The sequence below is a fragment of the Mesonia ostreae genome, assembly GCF_031845265.1.
GTDB classification, from domain to species: domain Bacteria; phylum Bacteroidota; class Bacteroidia; order Flavobacteriales; family Flavobacteriaceae; genus Mesonia; species Mesonia ostreae.
In genome coordinates, this window is the sequence record NZ_JAVRBG010000004.1 from 165,711 (window position 1) to 184,188 (window position 18,478).

Genomic DNA, 18,478 nt, shown 5'->3' on the forward strand with positions numbered 1-18,478 from the left:
CAGAACCATTACCGTTGGTCCAATTAGCTTTCATCTTACTTCCCTCTACCTCGCTGAAAGTAATGTTACTCGCTTGTGTTGTGGGATTGGTAATTGTAGCTTGACTACCCGCTAAAATAGGATCACCATTATCATCATTTGTTTTTAAATAATAAGTATCGGCTCCATTTCCGTTAAACTCAAATACCTTAAAATGATAGGTGGTATTTGGTTCTAAACCATAAATGGTTCCTTTACGAACCACAAACTCGTCAGTCACTATTTCTTGACCATCGCCAAAGGTGTTGTCATTCGTATATTCCACACCATCAATAGGCTCTGCAGTTACGGCACTTCCTTGTTTGGCAATAACCAATCTGTTTTCTCCATTTCCATTTGTAAAATTCAAATAAAATCTATTCCCATCAATAGAACTAAAAGTCATATCATCTGCATTTACTGTTGGATAGGCACTGGTAATTTGGCTTGCCGTAGCCCCTGCCGATGGATTACTTGTAGAGGTGGAGGTAAGATAAACCTTTCCGCTATTTCCATTATACTCAAAAAGTGCAAAGTGATACGTGGTATTGGGATTTAAATTTCTAACATTCACACTGCTTCCAGAGCCAGCATAGAGAACATAGTTTCCTGCACCAAGTTCATAGCTAGGATGACCAAAATAACCTGTAGAATAATAGTTGTAATTTACCAAATCCTCTGGTTCTATGTTGACCGCATTATTGGCTCGTGCAATAAGTATACGGCCAGAACCATTACCGTTGGTCCAATTAGCTTTCATCTTACTTCCCTCTACCTCGCTGAAAGTAATGTTACTCGCTTGTATTGTGGGATTGGTAAGAGTGGATTGACTGCCCTCCAAATAATTAGAAGTTAAATATTCCGTAGAAAAATTACTCCCATTATATTCAAAAACCTTTATATGGTAGGTTGTAGAGTGTGTTAATCCTTCTATATAAGGATAATTATAAGATCCGTTGTACACCACAAACTCTCCTGGGACTATTTCGTTACCCTCCCCAAAGTCATCTGCCAAATAATCTATTCCATCTACGGGAACGGCGGTGACAGGCGAACCTGCCTTAGCTACAATGATTCGTTTTGCTCCGTCTCCTGTTGTAAAATTAGCACGAAAACGGTTCCCATCAATACCCGAAAAAGATAAATCACTCGCAGGTGTTGTTGGGGTTTGTGAAAAGAGATGCATCGGCATCACAAGGAAAGAGCTCAGTAAAATAAAAAATTTAGTAATTTCTGGAAAGGTGAAATTTTTCATGATGTGAGCGTTTTAGTGGTTTTACGAAGCTTGTATTTAGATTGTAAAAAATTAGAAAAACATCTTTAAATGATTTCATATTTTTACATGTAAATATGCTAAGAAATCATGCTGAATACGAGATTACTTTATGAATGGACCTAACCAGTTTATAGTTGGTATGTTTTTGATGATAACTGGTAATTATTCACCTCATTATTGTATAAAAAGCAAAGGTTAGTTAGGGCTCTTTTGTCTCTGAAACATCTACACAAACACATACCAACTAAAAAAGCCCGCTCTATTGCGGGCTTTTGTAATTTTATAAAAATCTTAAAAAAAAAACTCTAAGACTCTGGTGCCAATTTAACTTTTAACCCTTCCATTTCTGGAAGCATAGGAATTTGGCATCCCAAACGGCTGTTGTCTTCTACATAAAATGCTTCAGCAAGCATGGCTTCCTCATCATCTTGCATCTCAGGAAGCTTGGTATCAGAAAGTATGTAACATTGGCAAGAGGCGCACATCGCCATTCCGCCGCAAATTCCTATGGTTCCTTCGGGTGCAAGTTCATAAGAACGCACAACTTCCATAAGGTTCATCGCCATATCTGTAGGCGCATCTATTTGATGCTCTACATCATCTCTGTCTATAATTGTAATCTTAATATCACTCATTAATCAATGGCTTTAACAACTGCTTTTGGAGCTTCTTTTTTGGTTCCGTCAAAACCGGTTACTCCGCCAACGGTGGTATATTTCATCACGTATTTTTTATCTGGAAAAATACGCTGGTAGGCACTCTGACACATTAGCGTGGCTTCGTGAAAACCGCAAAGAATCAATTTTAATTTTCCAGGATAGGTATTCACGTCTCCAATGGCATAAATACCGGGAATATTGGTTTGGTAATCTAACGAATTATCAACTTTAATCGCATTTTTCTCGATTTCTAATCCCCAATCGGCTATGGGTCCTAACTTTGGCGAAAGTCCGAATAATGGAATAAAATGATCTACCTCTAAAATAATTTCTTCGGAAGCTTCATTATTTTTACGGATTAATACCGACTCCAGATTCTCTTCCCCATTTAACTGAATAATTTCTCCCGGAGTCACTAACCTGATTTTCCCTAAATCTTTTAATTCTTTTACTCGATCTACGGAATCTAAAGCACCTCTAAATTCGTTTCTACGGTGTACCAAAGTTACTTCTGAAGCTACATTGGCCAAGAAAATACTCCAATCTAAGGCAGAATCTCCTCCGCCAGCAATTACAACACGCTTATTGCGGTAAACTTCTGGGTCTCTTATAATATATTCTACCCCTTTATCTTCAAATTTTGAAATATTAGCTAGCGGTGGCTTTCTTGGTTCAAAACTACCTAAACCTCCTGCAATAGCAACCACAGGAGCGTGGTGTTTGGTGCCTTTACTGGTCGTGACTATAAACGTATCATCTTTCAATTTTTCTATGGTTTCTGCACGTTCTCCCAAAGTAAAACCTGGTTCAAAAGGTTTAATTTGCTCCATTAGATTATCTACTAAATCTCCGGCTAAAACTTCTGGAAATGCAGGGATATCATAAATAGGTTTTTTAGGATATATTTCTGAACATTGACCTCCTGGTTGAGCTAATGCGTCTATAAGATGACATTTCAATTTAAGTAAGCCTGCTTCAAATACCGTAAATAAACCTGTGGGACCGGCTCCAATAATCAGTATATCTGTTTTAATCATAACTTTTGTACTCTGCGATTTTTTTCTTCCGCCTGACGGAAAAATCTTTTTTAATTCACATTAATCACTTTCTCAATTTGAGGTGCGTACTTTTTGATAGTCATCTCCACTCCAGATTTTAAAGTCATTTGATTCACACTACACCCTACGCAAGCTCCCTCCAATTGAACTTTCACTACATTCTCTTGCTCGTTGATTTCAACCAGAGAAATATCTCCGCCATCATTTCTCAAAAAAGGTCTTATTTCTTCTAATGCCTTTTCTACATTTGCTCTCAATTCGTGATTTGCTACTTTCATGCGTTTAATTTTTAACGGCACTACAACCTGCCATGGTGGTAATTTTTATCGCTTCTGTTGGTGGTAAGTCTTTATTTCTATCTACCGTTTGTTGCACCACATTTTTAGTAATTTTCTCCAATGCAAGTCCAATAGGCGTTCCTGTTTGTAATGCAGCAGGTCGTCCTATATCTCCAGATTCTCGAATGCTTTGCACCAAAGGTATTTCTCCTAAAAATGGAATTTTTAAATCTTTGGCTAAGTTCTTAGCTCCTTTTTCACCAAAAATATAATATTTATTGTCTGGCAATTCCTCTGGAGTAAAATAAGCCATATTCTCAATAATCCCTATAATTGGTACATTAATGCTTTCTTGACGAAACATCGCCACTCCTTTTTTAGCATCTGCTAAGGCTACATTTTGAGGTGTACTTACAATCACAGATCCTGTGATGGGCAGAGATTGCATAATAGATAAATGAATGTCTCCCGTTCCTGGTGGGAGGTCTACCAAAAGAAAATCTAGCTCTCCCCAATCGGCATCAAAAATCATTTGGTTTAAAGCTTTTGCCGCCATTGGCCCTCTCCAAATTACCGCTTGACTAGGTTTGGTAAAAAAACCAATGGATAAGATTTTTACCCCATAATTTTCAATAGGTTTCATTTTAGATTTTCCATCTACAGTAACCGAAAGAGGTTTTTCTCTTTCTACATCAAACATAATGGTTGCAGATGGCCCGTAAATATCTGCATCTAGCAAACCTACTTTAAAGCCCATTTTTGCTAAGCTTACGGCTAAGTTTGCCGTAACGGTAGATTTCCCTACACCTCCTTTTCCTGAGGCTACGGCTACAATATTTTTTATTCCAGGAATTGCCTTCCCTTTAATCTCGTTTTTCGTTTCTTTTGGAGCGTCTACCTTGATGTTCACTTTTACTTTGGCCTTTTTATAGACATGCTCGTGAATCGCTTTTAATACATCTACCTCTGCTCTTTTCTTAATATGTAGTGCCGGAGTAGTTAATTGTAGGTCTACAATCACCTCATCTCCAAAAGTAAGTACGTTTTTAACGACTCCGCTTTCTACCATATTTTGCCCTTCTCCCGAAACACTAATAGTTTCTAGTGCTTTTAGGATTTCGTTTTTTTGCAACTTCATAAAAATCTTCTCTTTATTATGCTTACTTAGAATAATTCTAAATGCAAATATAAGGGTTAAGTATGTAACAAAGAAGGAGATTGACCGAATTTATCTAAGCCGAATTTACTTTTTAGCATTGCTCATAGGATCCCAAAAAACAGCTGCAAAGTTTTCTACTTTATCATCCTTCACTCTTATGCCTTCGCCTTCTAACAATTGTCGCATAAGTTGCGTTCCCGGGAAATGATGCTTACCCGTAAGCAAACCATTTCTATTCACCACTCGATGTGCAGGAACATCTTCTAGTGTAGAAGCCCCATTCATTGCATAACCCACCATTCTTGCACTTTTTGCAGCGCCTATGGCTTTGGCAATAGCACCATAGCTAGTCACCCTTCCGTAAGGAATTTGCCGAACGATTTCATACACTTTATGGTAAAAATTATTTTCTAACATCTAGCTAAAGATTCTAAATAAAGTGACTAGAATTAAAATCGCCATAAGAATTGTCATAAAATAATTAGAATATTTAGAGAACGAATTAGTGTGTTTTTCTATCTTCAAAAATGAAATTACATAAATGTATAAGGTGGTAAAGGTTCCCAATGCCGCTGCAAAAGAAAATGCAGAGATATTTAACCAACCATAACCATGATCGGGATTAAAAGCTGTACTTATGGCCACGAAATAAGGAATAGGAAACACGTTTACCGAAGCAATCATTACTCCTTTTAAAAAACTTTTTGCTGAATTTTTTTTAGAAACTTTTACTTTCGTTTTTTCTTTTCTTGCGGCAATGAAGAAGTAAACTCCCATAATTACAAAAACCACCAGTCCTGCACGAAGCATCATTTTTTGTACATACGGATGTGTAAAAATGTATTTTGCCATGAGAACGGCAACTAAAGCTTGAATAAATACGATAATCGATGCCCCAAAGGCAACAAGAATACCACTTCGTTTGCCTTTATCTACACAACTTTTTGCCACGGTCATATTCACCAAACCAGGCGGAATTACACCCGCCAAAGCCGCGAAATATGTTATTAAAAAAAGCTGTAATGTTTCTATCAAATCTAGTTCACTTTAAATTTAATATAGGTAATGCGTTTATTTTTTTCAAGATACTGTTTTTCATAGAAAGTTTGTATCCCTACCACTTCTTTTGGACTGTATTCATTTTTATACACATCATGATTCGCATGTAAAATCTCGTGTCCCTCCCCGTGCAACAAGCCTAAAGTGTAGCCATGCATAAATTCACTGTCGGTTTTTAGGTTGACGATACCGTCTTCTTTAAGAATATACTTATATTTCTGAAGAAACTCAGTATTGGTTAAGCGGTGTTTGGTTCGTTTGTATTTAATTTGCGGATCTGGAAAGGTAATCCAAATTTCATCGATTTCGTTTTTCTCAAATATTTGATCAATCAGTTCTATCTGGGTTCTTAAAAAACCTACATTATTCAAATCTTCTTCTAATGCTGTTTTTGCGCCTCGCCAAAATCGAGCGCCTTTAATATCTATTCCTAAAAAATTCTTTTCTGGAAACATTTCAGCAAGACCTATACAATATTCTCCTTTTCCGCAGCCTAATTCTAATACGATAGGTAAATCGTTTTTAAAGAAATCTTTTGCCCATTTTCCTTTTAACGGAAAGTTATTTTCTACAATTTCTTCTCGTGAAGGTTGAAGAACATTTGTGAAGTTTTCATTCTCCTTAAAACGTTTTAACTTATTTTTACTTCCCACAGCTTAATTTTAATATTTCGGTAAAATTAATTAAAATAATGCAGAGGTAATTCATGTTATTTTTGTTTATGGCAAAAAAGAAAATTTTAGTCGCTCCCTTAAACTGGGGATTGGGTCATGCCACAAGGTGCATTCCCATCATTCACGCCCTGCAACAAGATGGTTTTGAGCCAATTTTAGCTTCAGATGGAGATGCTTTGCTGCTTTTAAAAAAAGAATTTCCTAATTTAAGTAGCTATCAACTTCCCTCCTATAAGATTAAATATGCCAAAAAAAGTTATTTATTTAAACTGAAGTTTTTGTTTAGAAGTCCGCACATTATACAAGCGGTTAGAAAAGAATACAAAGCAACCCAGCAGATTCATGAAAAGGAAAACCTTGACGGAATTATTTCTGATAACCGATTGGGAGTAAGAATACCCGGAATAAAGTCGGTTTATATCACCCATCAACTTCATGTCCTTTCTGGGATTACCACCAAACTTACCACTTGGGCGCATCATCACTTTATTAAAAAATTTGATGCGTGTTGGGTTCCCGATGTGGAATTTTCTCCTAGTCTTAGCGGAAAATTGAGCCACTTCAGAAGTAAGAAATTTAAAGTAAATTATATTGGACCTTTAAGTAGATTTTCAAAAAAAAAGCTTCCTATTAAATACGATCTCATGTGTATTCTTTCTGGCCCCGAACCTCAACGCGGCCTCTTAGAAAATAAATTGCGGGAAGAAATCCGCGGAAGCGAAAAAAATATTCTTTTTATCTGCGGAAAAATGGAAAGAAATTCTATAAAATCTCAAGAAGGAAATACGGTTTTCTATAACTTTTTAACCGGAAAAGAACTGGAAACTGCTTTTAATCAAAGCGAAATTATTATTGCGAGATCTGGCTACACTACCCTAATGGACTTAGCAAAATTAGAGAAAAAAGCTTTTTTTATTCCTACACCAGGTCAGCAGGAACAAGAATATCTAGCAAAAAGGTTGAAACGCAAGAAAATCGCTCCTAGTTGTAAACAAAATGAGTTTAATCTTGCGCTTTTAAAAGATATTAACACTTACAGCGGATTCACTTTAACCTACACGAATTCTTTGCCTTTACAAGTGTTTTTTCAGCTTTTCTAAAGTGAACGAAAATTCGCTTCCCACGCCAAAGTCACTTTCTACATAGGTTTTCTCTTTGTGAGCTTCTAAAATATGTTTCACTATAGAAAGACCAAGTCCAGAGCCGCCTTCTTTTCTAGAACCACTTTTGTCTACTCTATAGAAACGCTCAAAGAGACGCGGAATATTTTTCTGCTCAATGCCTTCTCCGTTATCGGTAATTCTAATTATGATTTTGTTCTTGGTGAGATTCTCTATACTTACCTCGGTTGTACCATCATTTTTACCGTATTTAATGGAGTTAACGATTAAATTGGTAAGCACTTGTTGTATTCTTTCCTTATCAGAAAAGACCATAATCTTATCTTCATAATCCATATCAAAAGTTAAGGAGATGTTTTTTTTGGCGGCTTTCATTTCAAGCATCTCAAAGACACTTCCTATCAACTCTACAATATTATATTTTTCTTTATACAGGTGTAAATCGCCTGTTTCTAACTTGTTAATCATATCTAGATCTCTCACAATGTAGATAAGTCTGTCTACACCCTTACTGGCTCTCTCTAGGTATTTATCCCGTACTTTTTTATCTTTAATCGCCCCATCAATTAAGGTAAGAACATAACCTTGAACCGTAAAAAGAGGCGTTTTTAACTCATGAGCAATGTTCCCCATAAATTCTTTTCTATAGTTCTCTCGTACTTTTAAGGATTCTATTTCTAGCTTCTTTCCTTTTGCAAATTTCTCAATCTCTTTGGTTAAGGTAGCCATATCTGTGGTGATTTGCTTTTCTTGAAGATTGGAAGACTCTAATAAGGATACATTGTCGTACACCGCCTTAACTCTTTTGTAGATAAAGTGCTCAATTCTTAATTGAATGATGAGAAACGAAAAAACAGCACAACATATCCCAAAAATAAGCAAGGGTTGCCAATAAATAGCATCCACATATAAGACTTGATACATAAAAATAAGCACTACCAAAAATGCAGTGATGAAACCAGAAGTGTAAAAAGCAAATTTATAGGATCTTTTAAATTCTTTAGCCATCAAATTACAAACTTATATCCTACTCCTTTTACGGTCTTAAATTTTTCATTTCCTATTTTCTCTCTTAGCTTCCTAATATGCACATCAATAGTTCTTCCTCCCACAACCACATCATTGCCCCATACTTGGTTTAAAATATCTTCTCGTGTAAATACTTTTCCTGGCTGAGACGCTAAAAGGGAAAGCAGTTCAAATTCTTTTCGGGGTAAAATGATTTCTTCTTTTCCGTTAAGGATTTTATACTCATCTCTATTAATGGTTAGTTCTCCTAGATTCACAATAGTGCTTTCGGATTCTTCAGAACGCAGTCTCCTTAATAAAGCTTTTACTTTGCTTACCAAAACTTTTGGCCGAATTGGTTTGGTGATGTAATCATCTGCTCCCGCATCAAAACCCGCCATTTGAGAATAATCTTCTCCTCTAGCCGTTAAAAAAGTAATCATCGTATTTTCTAAAGAAGGTATCTTTCTTAACTGCTCACAAGCTTCAATTCCATCCATTTCTGGCATCATCACATCTAGAATAATAAGATCTGGCTTTTTTTTCTTTGCTTTTTTGACGGCTTCTTTTCCGTTTTCGGCAGTCAATATATGGTAGCCTTCTGCAGCAAGGTTGTAACTCACAATCTCTAGAATATCTGGATCATCATCTACAAGTAGTATACTAATGTCATTGTTATTCATAACCAACGTACTTAAAATTTAAGAAGTAAAAGTAAGTATAATATTAAAACCTCTAAGTTAACATTTTATTCAATCTCTTAACATAAGGATAGATTTGCTAACCTTAATTTCTCATAGAGTTAATCTACAGCTAACCCCCTTTACACCTCTCTTGTTTTTCTTTGCAGCGTAAATAAACATGTAATGAAAACACTTTTTACCTCCATCTTATTTTTCTTTTCGGCTTTTGGTTTTGCTCAAGAAACAGGGACTATCGCTGGTGCACTTAGCGATAAAGAAATGAATAATGAACCTTTGCCTTTTGCAAATGTAAGCGTTAAAAACACCTCTAAAGGTACAACATCAGACTTTGATGGTTTGTACAAAATTGAAAACATCCCTACAGGAACTTATACCTTAGTGTATAGTTTTATAGGATACGAAACGGTAGAGGTTCCCAATGTGCAGGTTGAAACTGGCAAAGTAACCCAAATTGAAACCAGTTTAGGAGCCAGTGCAGCTGCGTTAGATGAAGTAATGATCACTACCGTAAGTAGAAGAGACTCTGAAGTAGCTCTTTTGCTTGATCAAAAAGATGCTGTTGATATTAAAGAGAGTATAGGTTCTCAAGAACTTACTAAGCTTGGCGTAAGTGATGCTGCTACGGCAACTACCAAAATTTCTGGAGTTAGTAGTAGTGAAGCATCTGGAGATGTTTTTGTGAGAGGACTTGGTGACCGTTATTTATACACTACCCTTAACGGAATGCCTATTCCTTCAGATGATATTGAAAGAAAAAATATTGACCTAAGCTTGTTCCCTACACGAATTGTTCAAAGTGTATCCATAAGTAAAACCTATTCTTCAGCAAACTCGGCCGATCAATCTTCGGGAAGTGTAGACATAAGCTCTAGGAGTTTAGTTGGGTTACAAGAATTTGGTTTTGGAACCCAAGTAGGATTAAACACAAATGCAAATGCAGAAGGTATTGGCAGCAATTTTAAACGAACTGCCAATGAAAGTGACCTTTCTTTAGGTTTCTATTCTAAAGACATTTCTACAAAAGATGCTATTACCGACCAACCTTGGAATACCCAAAGCACTAATATGCCTATCAACTATCAATATTCTTTGACTGCTGGAAAAAAGATTGGAGAGAAATTCAAGATATTTTTCACAGGTTCTCAATCAAGCAAATTTGAATACTCTGAAGGTGTTTTTAGACAGTTTGAAAGAAACAGAAGAGATGTAGAGTTTACAGATGCTTCCTTATATAACAACACCATCAACACAACTGGATTATTGGATTTGAAGTATAGTTTTGATAAGAAAAATGAAATTAAAGCTTTAAGCCTTTTTGTAAATAAAGTGAAAGATGAAGTTTATGAAGCAGGTAGAAATCGTGAAGGTTTTGTTTTTGAAGAAGTTAACAACGAAGATCAATACAGTCAATTTGTTAGGGATCAAAATACAAAGCAAACAAGACTATGGGTTAATCAGTTATTAGGTGATCACGAAATTGGAGAAAAAAATCACCTTACATGGGGATTGGGGTATAATAAACTAAATGCAGATGAACCCAACCGTATTCGTAATGAAGTAAATATCAAGAAACCTACCAATACCGAAGGGGAACTTGTTGAATTAGGATTTCAAGGAGGTTTTCAGCAAAGAAAAACTTCTCAGATTCTTGAAGATTTAGAATATAATGCTAGGTTAAAAGACGAGTTTACCGTTTTTGAAAACGATTCAACCTCAACGTTAAAGCTAAGCTTGGGAGGTAACTATAGAAATAAAACTCGAGATTTTACTTCTGAATTTTTTGGGGTGACAGAAAATGGAGCTGGGGTTACCCCTCCATCTATAGATAATCTTGACGCTGTCTTTACTGCCGAAAACTTCAATAATGATTTGTTAGATCTTAGGCTTGTAAGAACTGACGATGATGGCAATATTAGACCTGATAAATATGATGCCGAACTTAATTCGAGCGCAGGTTTTTTAAATGTTAATTACTCTTTCAGCAAATTTAATTTAAACATAGGAGCTCGTTATCAAAAAGACATGATAGACCTCAACTACGATGTTGCCAATGCTCCTGGTGGTGAAGATGGAAGTGTTGAAAAAAGTTACGATAATTTCTACCCAGCTTTAAATATAAAATATGCTTTAAATGAAAAGCACAATTTTAGATTGGCTGCCAGTAAAACCATCACCTTACCAGAGTTTAAAGAAATTGCTCCATTTGAGTATGTTTCGGCTACTGGGCAAATCACCAGAGGGAATGTTGGCCTAGAAGCTAGTAACGTCTATAATTTAGATTTGAAATGGGAATTTTTCCCAACCAATAAAGAGCTTATTTCTGCCACTGCTTTTTACAAGAGTATCAAAGACCCTATCAACAGAGTGTTAGATAGAGGTTCTGCAGGCGTATTTTCTTTCTTCAACTCAGGAGAAGAAGCTACTATCTATGGGATAGAATTAGACGCAAACATAGGGTTGATTGCTTCGGATGAAGAAAATGGAATCAACATAGCCTGGGGTATTAATTTTAGTAGAATGTGGCATAATCAAGACTTAAAAACAGAATTTAATGAGGATGGAACACTTGCCAGAACATTTAAGTACAACAAAAAAAATGAAATAGGTTTACAAGGAGCTTCAGATTATATCGTAAACTCTTCTTTAAACTTTTCAACCAACTGGGAAAGGGAATTTAACGCAAACATTTCAGGGAATTACGCTTCAGATAAAATATTTGCATTGGGATCTGCTCCAGATAGTCAAACCCAAGAGAACTCAGTACTCTACAATAATGAAATTATTGAAGAAGGTTTCGTAACCCTAAATGCTACGCTTAGCCAAGAGCTATCAGAAAGATTGTTATTAAGGTTTAAAGCTCAAAATATTTTAAATCCAGATATCAAAAGAACACAAGATGTACTGCCTCTTTCTGGAGGAGCTCAAAGTGAAAGCAACCAAACTACAAGATCATATACCAGAGGAGCCATATTTACCTTAGGTATTAACTATAATTTTTAAATCAAACTATAAACTTGAACTTTTATTTTAATTTTAAACACTAAACAAATGAAAAAAGCAATTAAACATTTATCGATTTTCTGCTCGATCGCAGTATTGAGTATGACCGCAATTAGCTGTAGTAGTGACGACGATTCATCTAGCTCAGATGACAATGGATCAACTCCTTCTGCTGAATTAAACGGAATGATCACTGAAGACACTACATTAGACTCTTCAGTAACTTATAATTTAACTGGTATTTTAAGTGTAGAAGAAGGAAACAAATTAACTATTCCTGCAGGAACTACGATTAACACTGGTACAGGAACAGATGTATATTTAGTCGTTCAAAAAGGTGCTCAAATAGATATTCAAGGTACTGCTAGTGCGCCTGTAAAAATGGGACCTACTACTGCCGGAGAATGGGGAGGAGTAGTAATCTTAGGTGATGCACAAACTACTGCTGGTACAAATGCTACTGCAGAAGTTGGAGGGCTTATTTATGGTGGTAACAACAGTTCTGATGACTCTGGTTCTATCGAATATTTAATCATCGAGCAGTCGGGAGCTCAAATTAACGCAGACTCTCAATACAACGGATTAACACTTTACGCAGTAGGATCTGGAACGAACATTAGCAATATAGCTATCCTTAACGGAACTGATGACGGTATCGAATTTTTTGGTGGATCAGTAAATGCTTCTAACGTTTATGTAGAAAACTTAGAAGATGATGCGATTGATTGGACTGAAGGATGGAACGGAATCTTAACCAATACGTATGTTTTACATAGTGAAGGTGACTTCTCTACGGCAATTGAAGCTGACGGTGTAAATAACGATCCTCAAATCGTAAACTTTACGGCTGTTTCTCAAACAGGGGGAAAAGCTTTACAATTTAAAGCACAATCTGGAGCAACTATTACTGGTTTATCTTTAAATGGTTATGACACTACTTTAGATTTTTCTGATGGTGGTCCTTTAGCTAATGTTTATATCAATGGAGAAATAGCAGATTTAGCTAATGCTTATACTGGTCCGGCAACCGTAAACATAGAAGACTTTGCTTGGGTAGCTAATGCTGGAAGTGACAACTTACTTAACGGATCTATTACTTCTGATAGGACTTTAGATGCTTCAGTAACTTATAACTTACAAGGTATTTTAAGTATCGAAAATGGAGCTTCTCTAACAATCCCTGCAGGAACAACTATCGAAACAGGAACAGGAACAGATGTTTATATCGCTGTTCAAAAAGGAGGTCAAATTTTTATCGAAGGAACTGAATCTAACCCGGTAGTAATGGCTCCATCTTCAGAAGGAACTTGGGGAGGTTTGTTGTTATTAGGAAACGCTGTAACTACTGCAGGAACAAATGTAACTGCAGAAGTAGGAGGCCTTATCTATGGTGGTGATGACAGTACAGATAACTCTGGTTCTATTGAATATTTAATCATTAAGCAATCGGGAGCACAAATTAACGCTGATTCTCAATATAATGGGTTGACGCTTTATGCGGTTGGTTCAGGAACAACAATCAATAACGTTGCTTTTATAGGTGGAGAAGATGATGGAATCGAGTTTTTTGGAGGTTCTGTTAACGCAACAAATGTTTACGTAAAAGACTTACAAGATGATGCTATTGACTGGACAGAAGGGTGGAATGGTACATTAACCAATACTTATGTATTACATACAGAAAGCAATTTCTCAACCGCATTAGAAGCAGATGGAGATAACAACAATCCAACTATTACTAACTTTACTGCTGTTTCTCAAGCTGGTGGTAAAGCATTACAGTTTAAAGCACAATCTGGAGCAACTATTACAGGTTTATCTTTAACAGGATACGACACAACTATAGATATGGCTGACGATGGACCTTTATCAAACGTTCAAATTGAAGGTGAAGATGCAAGTCTCTTAATGGATTATAATGTTCCCGCAACGGTAGAAGTTTCTGCTTTTTCTTGGACATTAAACTAAAAATAGTTTTATTTTCTAACATTAAGAAAAAAAACTAAAAAACTTACTTACAGTTAAATGTACCCATAGAAAACAAAATTTTAGTAAAACTATAAGAATTAACTTCACATATGTGTATCTTTGATTATGTATAAATAAAATATCATTCATTATGAAAAAAATTACTTTATTGATGTCATTTATGTTTATTGCATTAACATCTATGGCTCAAACACCTATTATCACCATGATTTCTGATGGGGATTGTGCTGGAGGAAATCCAAAAGTGCTAGAGGTTTTTGCGAACGGAACGGTAGATTTTTCTTTGTATACCTTAGAAAATCAAACCAATGCCAATACTACTTGGGCTAACGGTCTTAATCTTTCTGACTTAGGAACGGTAACCGATGATTTTGTATATATTCATGCAGATGATCCTGCTTTTGCAGCAGAATTTCCTAGCGCTACAAATGTTTTATCCACTACATCAAGCGTAATGAGCTTTAATGGAGATGATAGAATTAGAATTATTTTAGATGCTGACTCTTCTGTAATCGACCAATACGGAGTAGACGGTTTAGACGGCACTGGAGAAGCTTGGGAGTACAAAGATGGTTACGCTAAAAGAGCAAATAACACAACGCCCAATGGAACTTTTAACATAGCAGATTGGAATTATTCTAACGGCGCTTTAGACGGACTATGTGGAACAACTGGATTTGAAAATATTATAGGGATTGGTACATTTACCCCAGGAACTTCTTCTTGTCCTTTAGTGATTGTTCTAGACACAGTAATTTGTGATACTGAAACTCAAGGAGCTACTTCAGACACGTACACAGCGACCGCTACTTTTACAGGTGGAGGAACTGAAACGTATACGTTTTCTATCAATGCAGGAACTGTAACCAGTCCAGATGATCCTTCTACAATGCCTACTGGAAGTATTGTTGTAACTAACATCCCTGAAGGAACAGACCTAACCTATACCCTTACAAGTACAAACTGTAGTATTCAAGGAACAGTACCTTCTCCTTCTTGTGAGACAGCATCCAATGTTTCAGATATCGCTACATTAAGACAACTTCCTTTAAACGCAGTTTACACGCTTACAGGAGAAGCATTATTAACTTACCAGCAATCGTTTAGAAACCAGAAATATATTGAAGATGCTACAGCTGCCATCTTAATAGATGATTCTGCAGGAAATATCTCTACTACTTATGCGATTGCAGACGGGATTACAGGAATTACGGGAGAGCTAACAGAATATAACGGAACCATGCAGTTTATCCCAGAATCTGACCCTGGTGCTGCAACTTCTAACGGAAACACTTTGTCTCCGCAAGTAGTAACTATGACAGATTATATTGCGAATCCTCAAAACTACGAATCTGAATTAATCGCCTTCACCAATATTACTTTTGTAGACGGTGATGGTAGCGAAACATTTGATGTAGGAATGGATTATTTTTTCACTGACGGTGATCAGGTAGTTACTATGAGAACACAGTTTTATGACGCAGATTATATTGGTGAGATTATTCCTGATACACAATTAACCAACCTTGTTGGAATTGCTGCTCTATTTGACGACGGTACCAATGTTATTCCGCAAATATTCCCAAGAAGCTTAGCAGATTTTGAAGCAGACTTGGCGGTAAGCAATAAAACTTTGACCAATGTAAGCTTATATCCTAACCCAACAAAAACTGGTTTTGTGACTATTAAAACTGCTTCTTCTGAAGTTGCCTCTATTGAAGTATATAACCTTTTAGGAAAGCAAGTAATCGCTCAAACCTTAACTAACAACACGTTAAATGTTTCTAGTTTGGCTAGCGGTGTTTATCTAGTAAAAGTTTCTGCGGAAGGAAAAACAGCTACTAAAAAATTAGTGATTAAATAATCTTTCACTTAATTCATAATCAAAGCGTCTCATTTAAGAGGCGCTTTTTTTATTTTTGCATTTCATCTCCATATAAAATGTCTTTACAACAACGTATTTTCTCGATTACAAATGAAAACGAGTTTGAGAAAGTAGCTCTAGAGGTTTTTCAATATCAATATCAGAACAACGCGGTTTACAATGAGTTTTGTACTTATCTAAATAAAGACCAATCTTCAGTAAAGACTTTGAAAGATATTCCCTTTTTACCTATTGAGTTTTTTAAAACTAATAGAATTCTGGATCGAGATGCCACGCATGAAGAAATTTTTACTAGTAGCGGAACCACTGGGAGCTTAGTAAGCAAACATTACGTAAAAGACCTACACCTCTATGAACAATCTTTCCTTAACGGATTTGAACAATTTTATGGAAAACTAGAAGATTACGCCGTTTTAGCTCTACTTCCCGCCTATTTAGAGCGAAAAGGCTCTTCCCTAGTGTATATGGCGAACGACTTTATCAAAAAAAGCAAGTATCCAGAAAGTGGTTTTTATTTGAATAACTTAAAAGAGCTTACTCATACGCTTCAAGATTTAGAAGAAAGAGGGATTAAAACCTTACTTATTGGGGTTTCTTTTGCCCTATTAGATTTAGCAGAAAAATTTCCGCTTCAGCTAAAAAATACTATTGTAATGGAAACTGGGGGAATGAAAGGAAGGAGAAAAGAAATGATTAGAACGGAATTACACGAAATTTTAGCCCAAGCTTTTCAAGTGGATAAAATTCACAGTGAATATGGAATGACCGAATTACTTTCGCAAGCCTACTCTAAAGGTCAAGGAATATTTTCTTGTCCTAGTCATATGCATTTGCTTATTCGCGATCCTGAAGATGCACTGAGTTTACTTCCGCAGCAAAAAACAGGAGGTATTAATGTAATAGATTTAGCCAATCTTCATTCTTGCTCCTTTATAGCGACGCAAGATTTAGGAAAGCAAATAGGAGAAAACGAATTTGAGATTTTAGGGAGATTTGACGCTAGCGATATTAGAGGCTGTAACCTTATGCTGCTATAATTTTGTTAAAGTTCTCTAAAGGCTGTAATAAAGCTATTTTTATTACGTCTTAATAAGAGCTAAGATGAAAGTTTTTTCATAATAGATTGGTTAGTTAGTAGGAAACCCTAAGTGTAATGCTTAGGGTTTCCGTCTTTTATAAACTTACATCACTTTACATATATTGTCATAGTAGTAAATGAAATGAATATTTATGTAAATTATACTACTTTCAAAATATACGTGTTTTTCTTTCCCTTGTTTATAATCACATAAGTATCGTTAATAAGATCTTCTTTGGTAATCATATAATCTTCTTTTACTTTCTCTTTATTTACAGAGATAGCATTTTCTTTTAAAGCCCTTCTCGCTTCTCCATTACTCTTTAAAAAATTCGTCTCGGCTGCCAATGCTGCAATCATATCTAAACCATCTTCAATAAGTTGACGCTTTACTTCAGCTTGAGGCACGCCTTCAAAAATGTCTAAGAATGTTTTCTGATCCAAATTTCTTAAATCGCTAGCGGTACTTTTTCCAAACAATACATTAGAAGCTTTAATTGCATTATCTAAGTCCTCCTTAGAGTGCACCATGATCGTTACTTCTTCGGCGAGTTTCTTCTGTAATTGTCTTGCGTGCGGTGCTTCGTGATGCACTTTAATAAGATTTTCTATCTCGTCTTGTGATAAAAAGGTGAAAATTTTAATGTATTTAGCCGCATCTTCATCACTTGTATTTAACCAATATTGGTAAAACTTGTACGGGGAAGTTCTTTCCGTATCCAACCAGATATTTCCTCCTTCGGTTTTCCCAAATTTGGTTCCGTCTGCTTTCGTAATTAAAGGACAAGTAATAGCAAAGCCTTTCCCATTTCCTATTCTTCGTATCAATTCAGTTCCGGTAGTGATGTTTCCCCACTGGTCACTTCCTCCCATTTGTAAACTACACTCGTGTTGATTGTATAAATGCAAAAAGTCATAGCCTTGCAGCAATTGGTAGGTGAATTCCGTAAAGCTCATTCCTTCTTTAGATTCCGAAGAAAGTCTTTTCTTTACAGAATCTTTTGCCATCATATAGTTTACGGTAATGTGTTTTCCTACATCTCTCGCAAATTCTAAGAAACTGAAATCTTTCATCCAGTCATAATTATTCACTAATACGGCTCCGTTTTCCTCTTGCTGCGAAAAATCTAAAAAGCGCTCTAATTGTGCCTTAATTGCTGCTTGGTTATGCGCCAGCGCTTCTTCATCTAATAAATTTCTTTCTTTAGATTTCCCAGAAGGATCACCAATCATTCCCGTTGCACCACCTATTAAAGCGTAAGGCTTATGCCCAGAAAGTTGAAAGTGCCTTAACATCATTACGCCCACCAAATGACCAATGTGTAAAGAATCTGCCGTAGGATCAATTCCTACATAAGCGGCACGCATCTTTTCTTGTAAATGTTCTTCTGTTCCTGGCATGGCGTCATGCAGCATTCCTCTCCAAGTTAATTCTTGTACAAAATTTTTGGTCATGGTTGTATAATTTAGTTTTACCGAAAGACAAAGATATGAGAAACTGAAAATTTTCCT

General features: G+C 36.0%; 16 protein-coding genes. 5 read left to right on the top strand and 11 right to left on the bottom strand.

All coding sequences use genetic code 11. The annotated features are described in order from the left end of the window. The 8 genes from RLT85_RS05640 to trmB all read right to left on the bottom strand — a co-directional run. Positions 1–1,273: fibronectin type III domain-containing protein (locus RLT85_RS05640; protein WP_311401059.1), on the bottom strand; the 1,273-nt coding region annotated here is incomplete at its 3' end. Between the two features lie 326 nt (positions 1,274–1,599). After that, the gene (locus tag RLT85_RS05645) at positions 1,600–1,929 is read right to left on the bottom strand and encodes a 2Fe-2S iron-sulfur cluster-binding family protein (protein ID WP_311401060.1); all 330 of its coding nucleotides are present in this window, start codon (positions 1,927–1,929) and stop codon (positions 1,600–1,602) included. After that, on the bottom strand, positions 1,929–2,990 hold the full coding sequence (locus RLT85_RS05650; RefSeq protein ID WP_311401061.1) for an NAD(P)/FAD-dependent oxidoreductase: 1,062 nt from the start codon (positions 2,988–2,990) through the stop codon (positions 1,929–1,931). Before RLT85_RS05650 ends, RLT85_RS05645 begins: the two co-directional genes overlap by 1 nt. A gap of 50 nt (positions 2,991–3,040) precedes the next feature. Continuing rightward, the gene (locus RLT85_RS05655) at positions 3,041–3,289 is read right to left on the bottom strand and encodes a NifU family protein (RefSeq protein ID WP_311401062.1); all 249 of its coding nucleotides are present in this window, start codon (positions 3,287–3,289) and stop codon (positions 3,041–3,043) included. A 4-nt stretch (positions 3,290–3,293) separates the two neighbouring features. Continuing rightward, positions 3,294–4,427 carry an Mrp/NBP35 family ATP-binding protein gene (locus RLT85_RS05660; RefSeq protein ID WP_311401063.1) on the bottom strand — a complete coding sequence of 378 codons (1,134 nt, stop codon included), beginning with the start codon at positions 4,425–4,427 and terminating at the stop codon, positions 3,294–3,296. 105 nt (positions 4,428–4,532) lie between these two features. After that, positions 4,533–4,865, bottom strand: coding sequence for an MGMT family protein (locus tag RLT85_RS05665; protein ID WP_311401064.1), 333 nt, complete (start codon positions 4,863–4,865; stop codon positions 4,533–4,535). Next, entirely contained in the window at positions 4,866–5,483 is a 618-nt protein-coding gene (locus RLT85_RS05670) for a LysE family translocator (protein WP_311401065.1), read from the bottom strand. It lies immediately after the preceding gene. Positions 5,484–5,485: 2 nt separating this feature from the next. Continuing rightward, complete coding sequence (gene trmB / locus RLT85_RS05675; RefSeq protein WP_311401066.1) at positions 5,486–6,160, bottom strand: tRNA (guanosine(46)-N7)-methyltransferase TrmB; 675 nt, start codon at positions 6,158–6,160, stop codon at positions 5,486–5,488. 68 nt (positions 6,161–6,228) lie between these two features. Here trmB and RLT85_RS05680 point away from each other — a divergent pair, with 68 nt between their 5' ends. After that, positions 6,229–7,281, top strand: a complete 1,053-nt coding sequence (locus RLT85_RS05680; RefSeq protein WP_311401067.1) for a glycosyltransferase — start codon at positions 6,229–6,231, stop codon at positions 7,279–7,281. Here RLT85_RS05680 and RLT85_RS05685 read toward each other — a convergent pair. Next, a complete protein-coding gene (locus tag RLT85_RS05685) occupies positions 7,255–8,310 on the bottom strand; it encodes a sensor histidine kinase (RefSeq protein ID WP_311401068.1) in 1,056 nt (351 codons plus the stop codon). The genes RLT85_RS05680 and RLT85_RS05685 overlap by 27 nt on opposite strands. Then, the gene (locus RLT85_RS05690; protein ID WP_311401069.1) at positions 8,310–8,993 is read right to left on the bottom strand and encodes a response regulator transcription factor; all 684 of its coding nucleotides are present in this window, start codon (positions 8,991–8,993) and stop codon (positions 8,310–8,312) included. The genes RLT85_RS05685 and RLT85_RS05690 overlap by 1 nt, the downstream gene beginning before the upstream one ends. A gap of 183 nt (positions 8,994–9,176) precedes the next feature. Here RLT85_RS05690 and RLT85_RS05695 point away from each other — a divergent pair, with 183 nt between their 5' ends. From RLT85_RS05695 to RLT85_RS05710, 4 genes are all read left to right on the top strand, one after another. Next, positions 9,177–12,014, top strand: a complete 2,838-nt coding sequence (locus tag RLT85_RS05695) for a TonB-dependent receptor (protein WP_311401070.1) — start codon at positions 9,177–9,179, stop codon at positions 12,012–12,014. A gap of 48 nt (positions 12,015–12,062) precedes the next feature. Then, positions 12,063–13,982, top strand: a complete 1,920-nt coding sequence (locus tag RLT85_RS05700; RefSeq protein ID WP_311401071.1) for a beta-helix domain-containing protein — start codon at positions 12,063–12,065, stop codon at positions 13,980–13,982. A gap of 151 nt (positions 13,983–14,133) precedes the next feature. Beyond that, a complete protein-coding gene (locus RLT85_RS05705) occupies positions 14,134–15,867 on the top strand; it encodes a T9SS type A sorting domain-containing protein (RefSeq protein WP_311401072.1) in 1,734 nt (577 codons plus the stop codon). Positions 15,868–15,944: 77 nt separating this feature from the next. Next, the gene (locus tag RLT85_RS05710; protein WP_311401073.1) at positions 15,945–16,925 is read left to right on the top strand and encodes a LuxE/PaaK family acyltransferase; all 981 of its coding nucleotides are present in this window, start codon (positions 15,945–15,947) and stop codon (positions 16,923–16,925) included. 200 nt (positions 16,926–17,125) lie between these two features. On the opposite strand, the gene tyrS is transcribed toward RLT85_RS05710, so the two are convergent. Beyond that, positions 17,126–18,421 carry a tyrosine--tRNA ligase gene (tyrS, locus tag RLT85_RS05715; protein WP_311401074.1) on the bottom strand — a complete coding sequence of 432 codons (1,296 nt, stop codon included), beginning with the start codon at positions 18,419–18,421 and terminating at the stop codon, positions 17,126–17,128. Between the last annotated feature and the right edge of the window lie 57 nt (positions 18,422–18,478).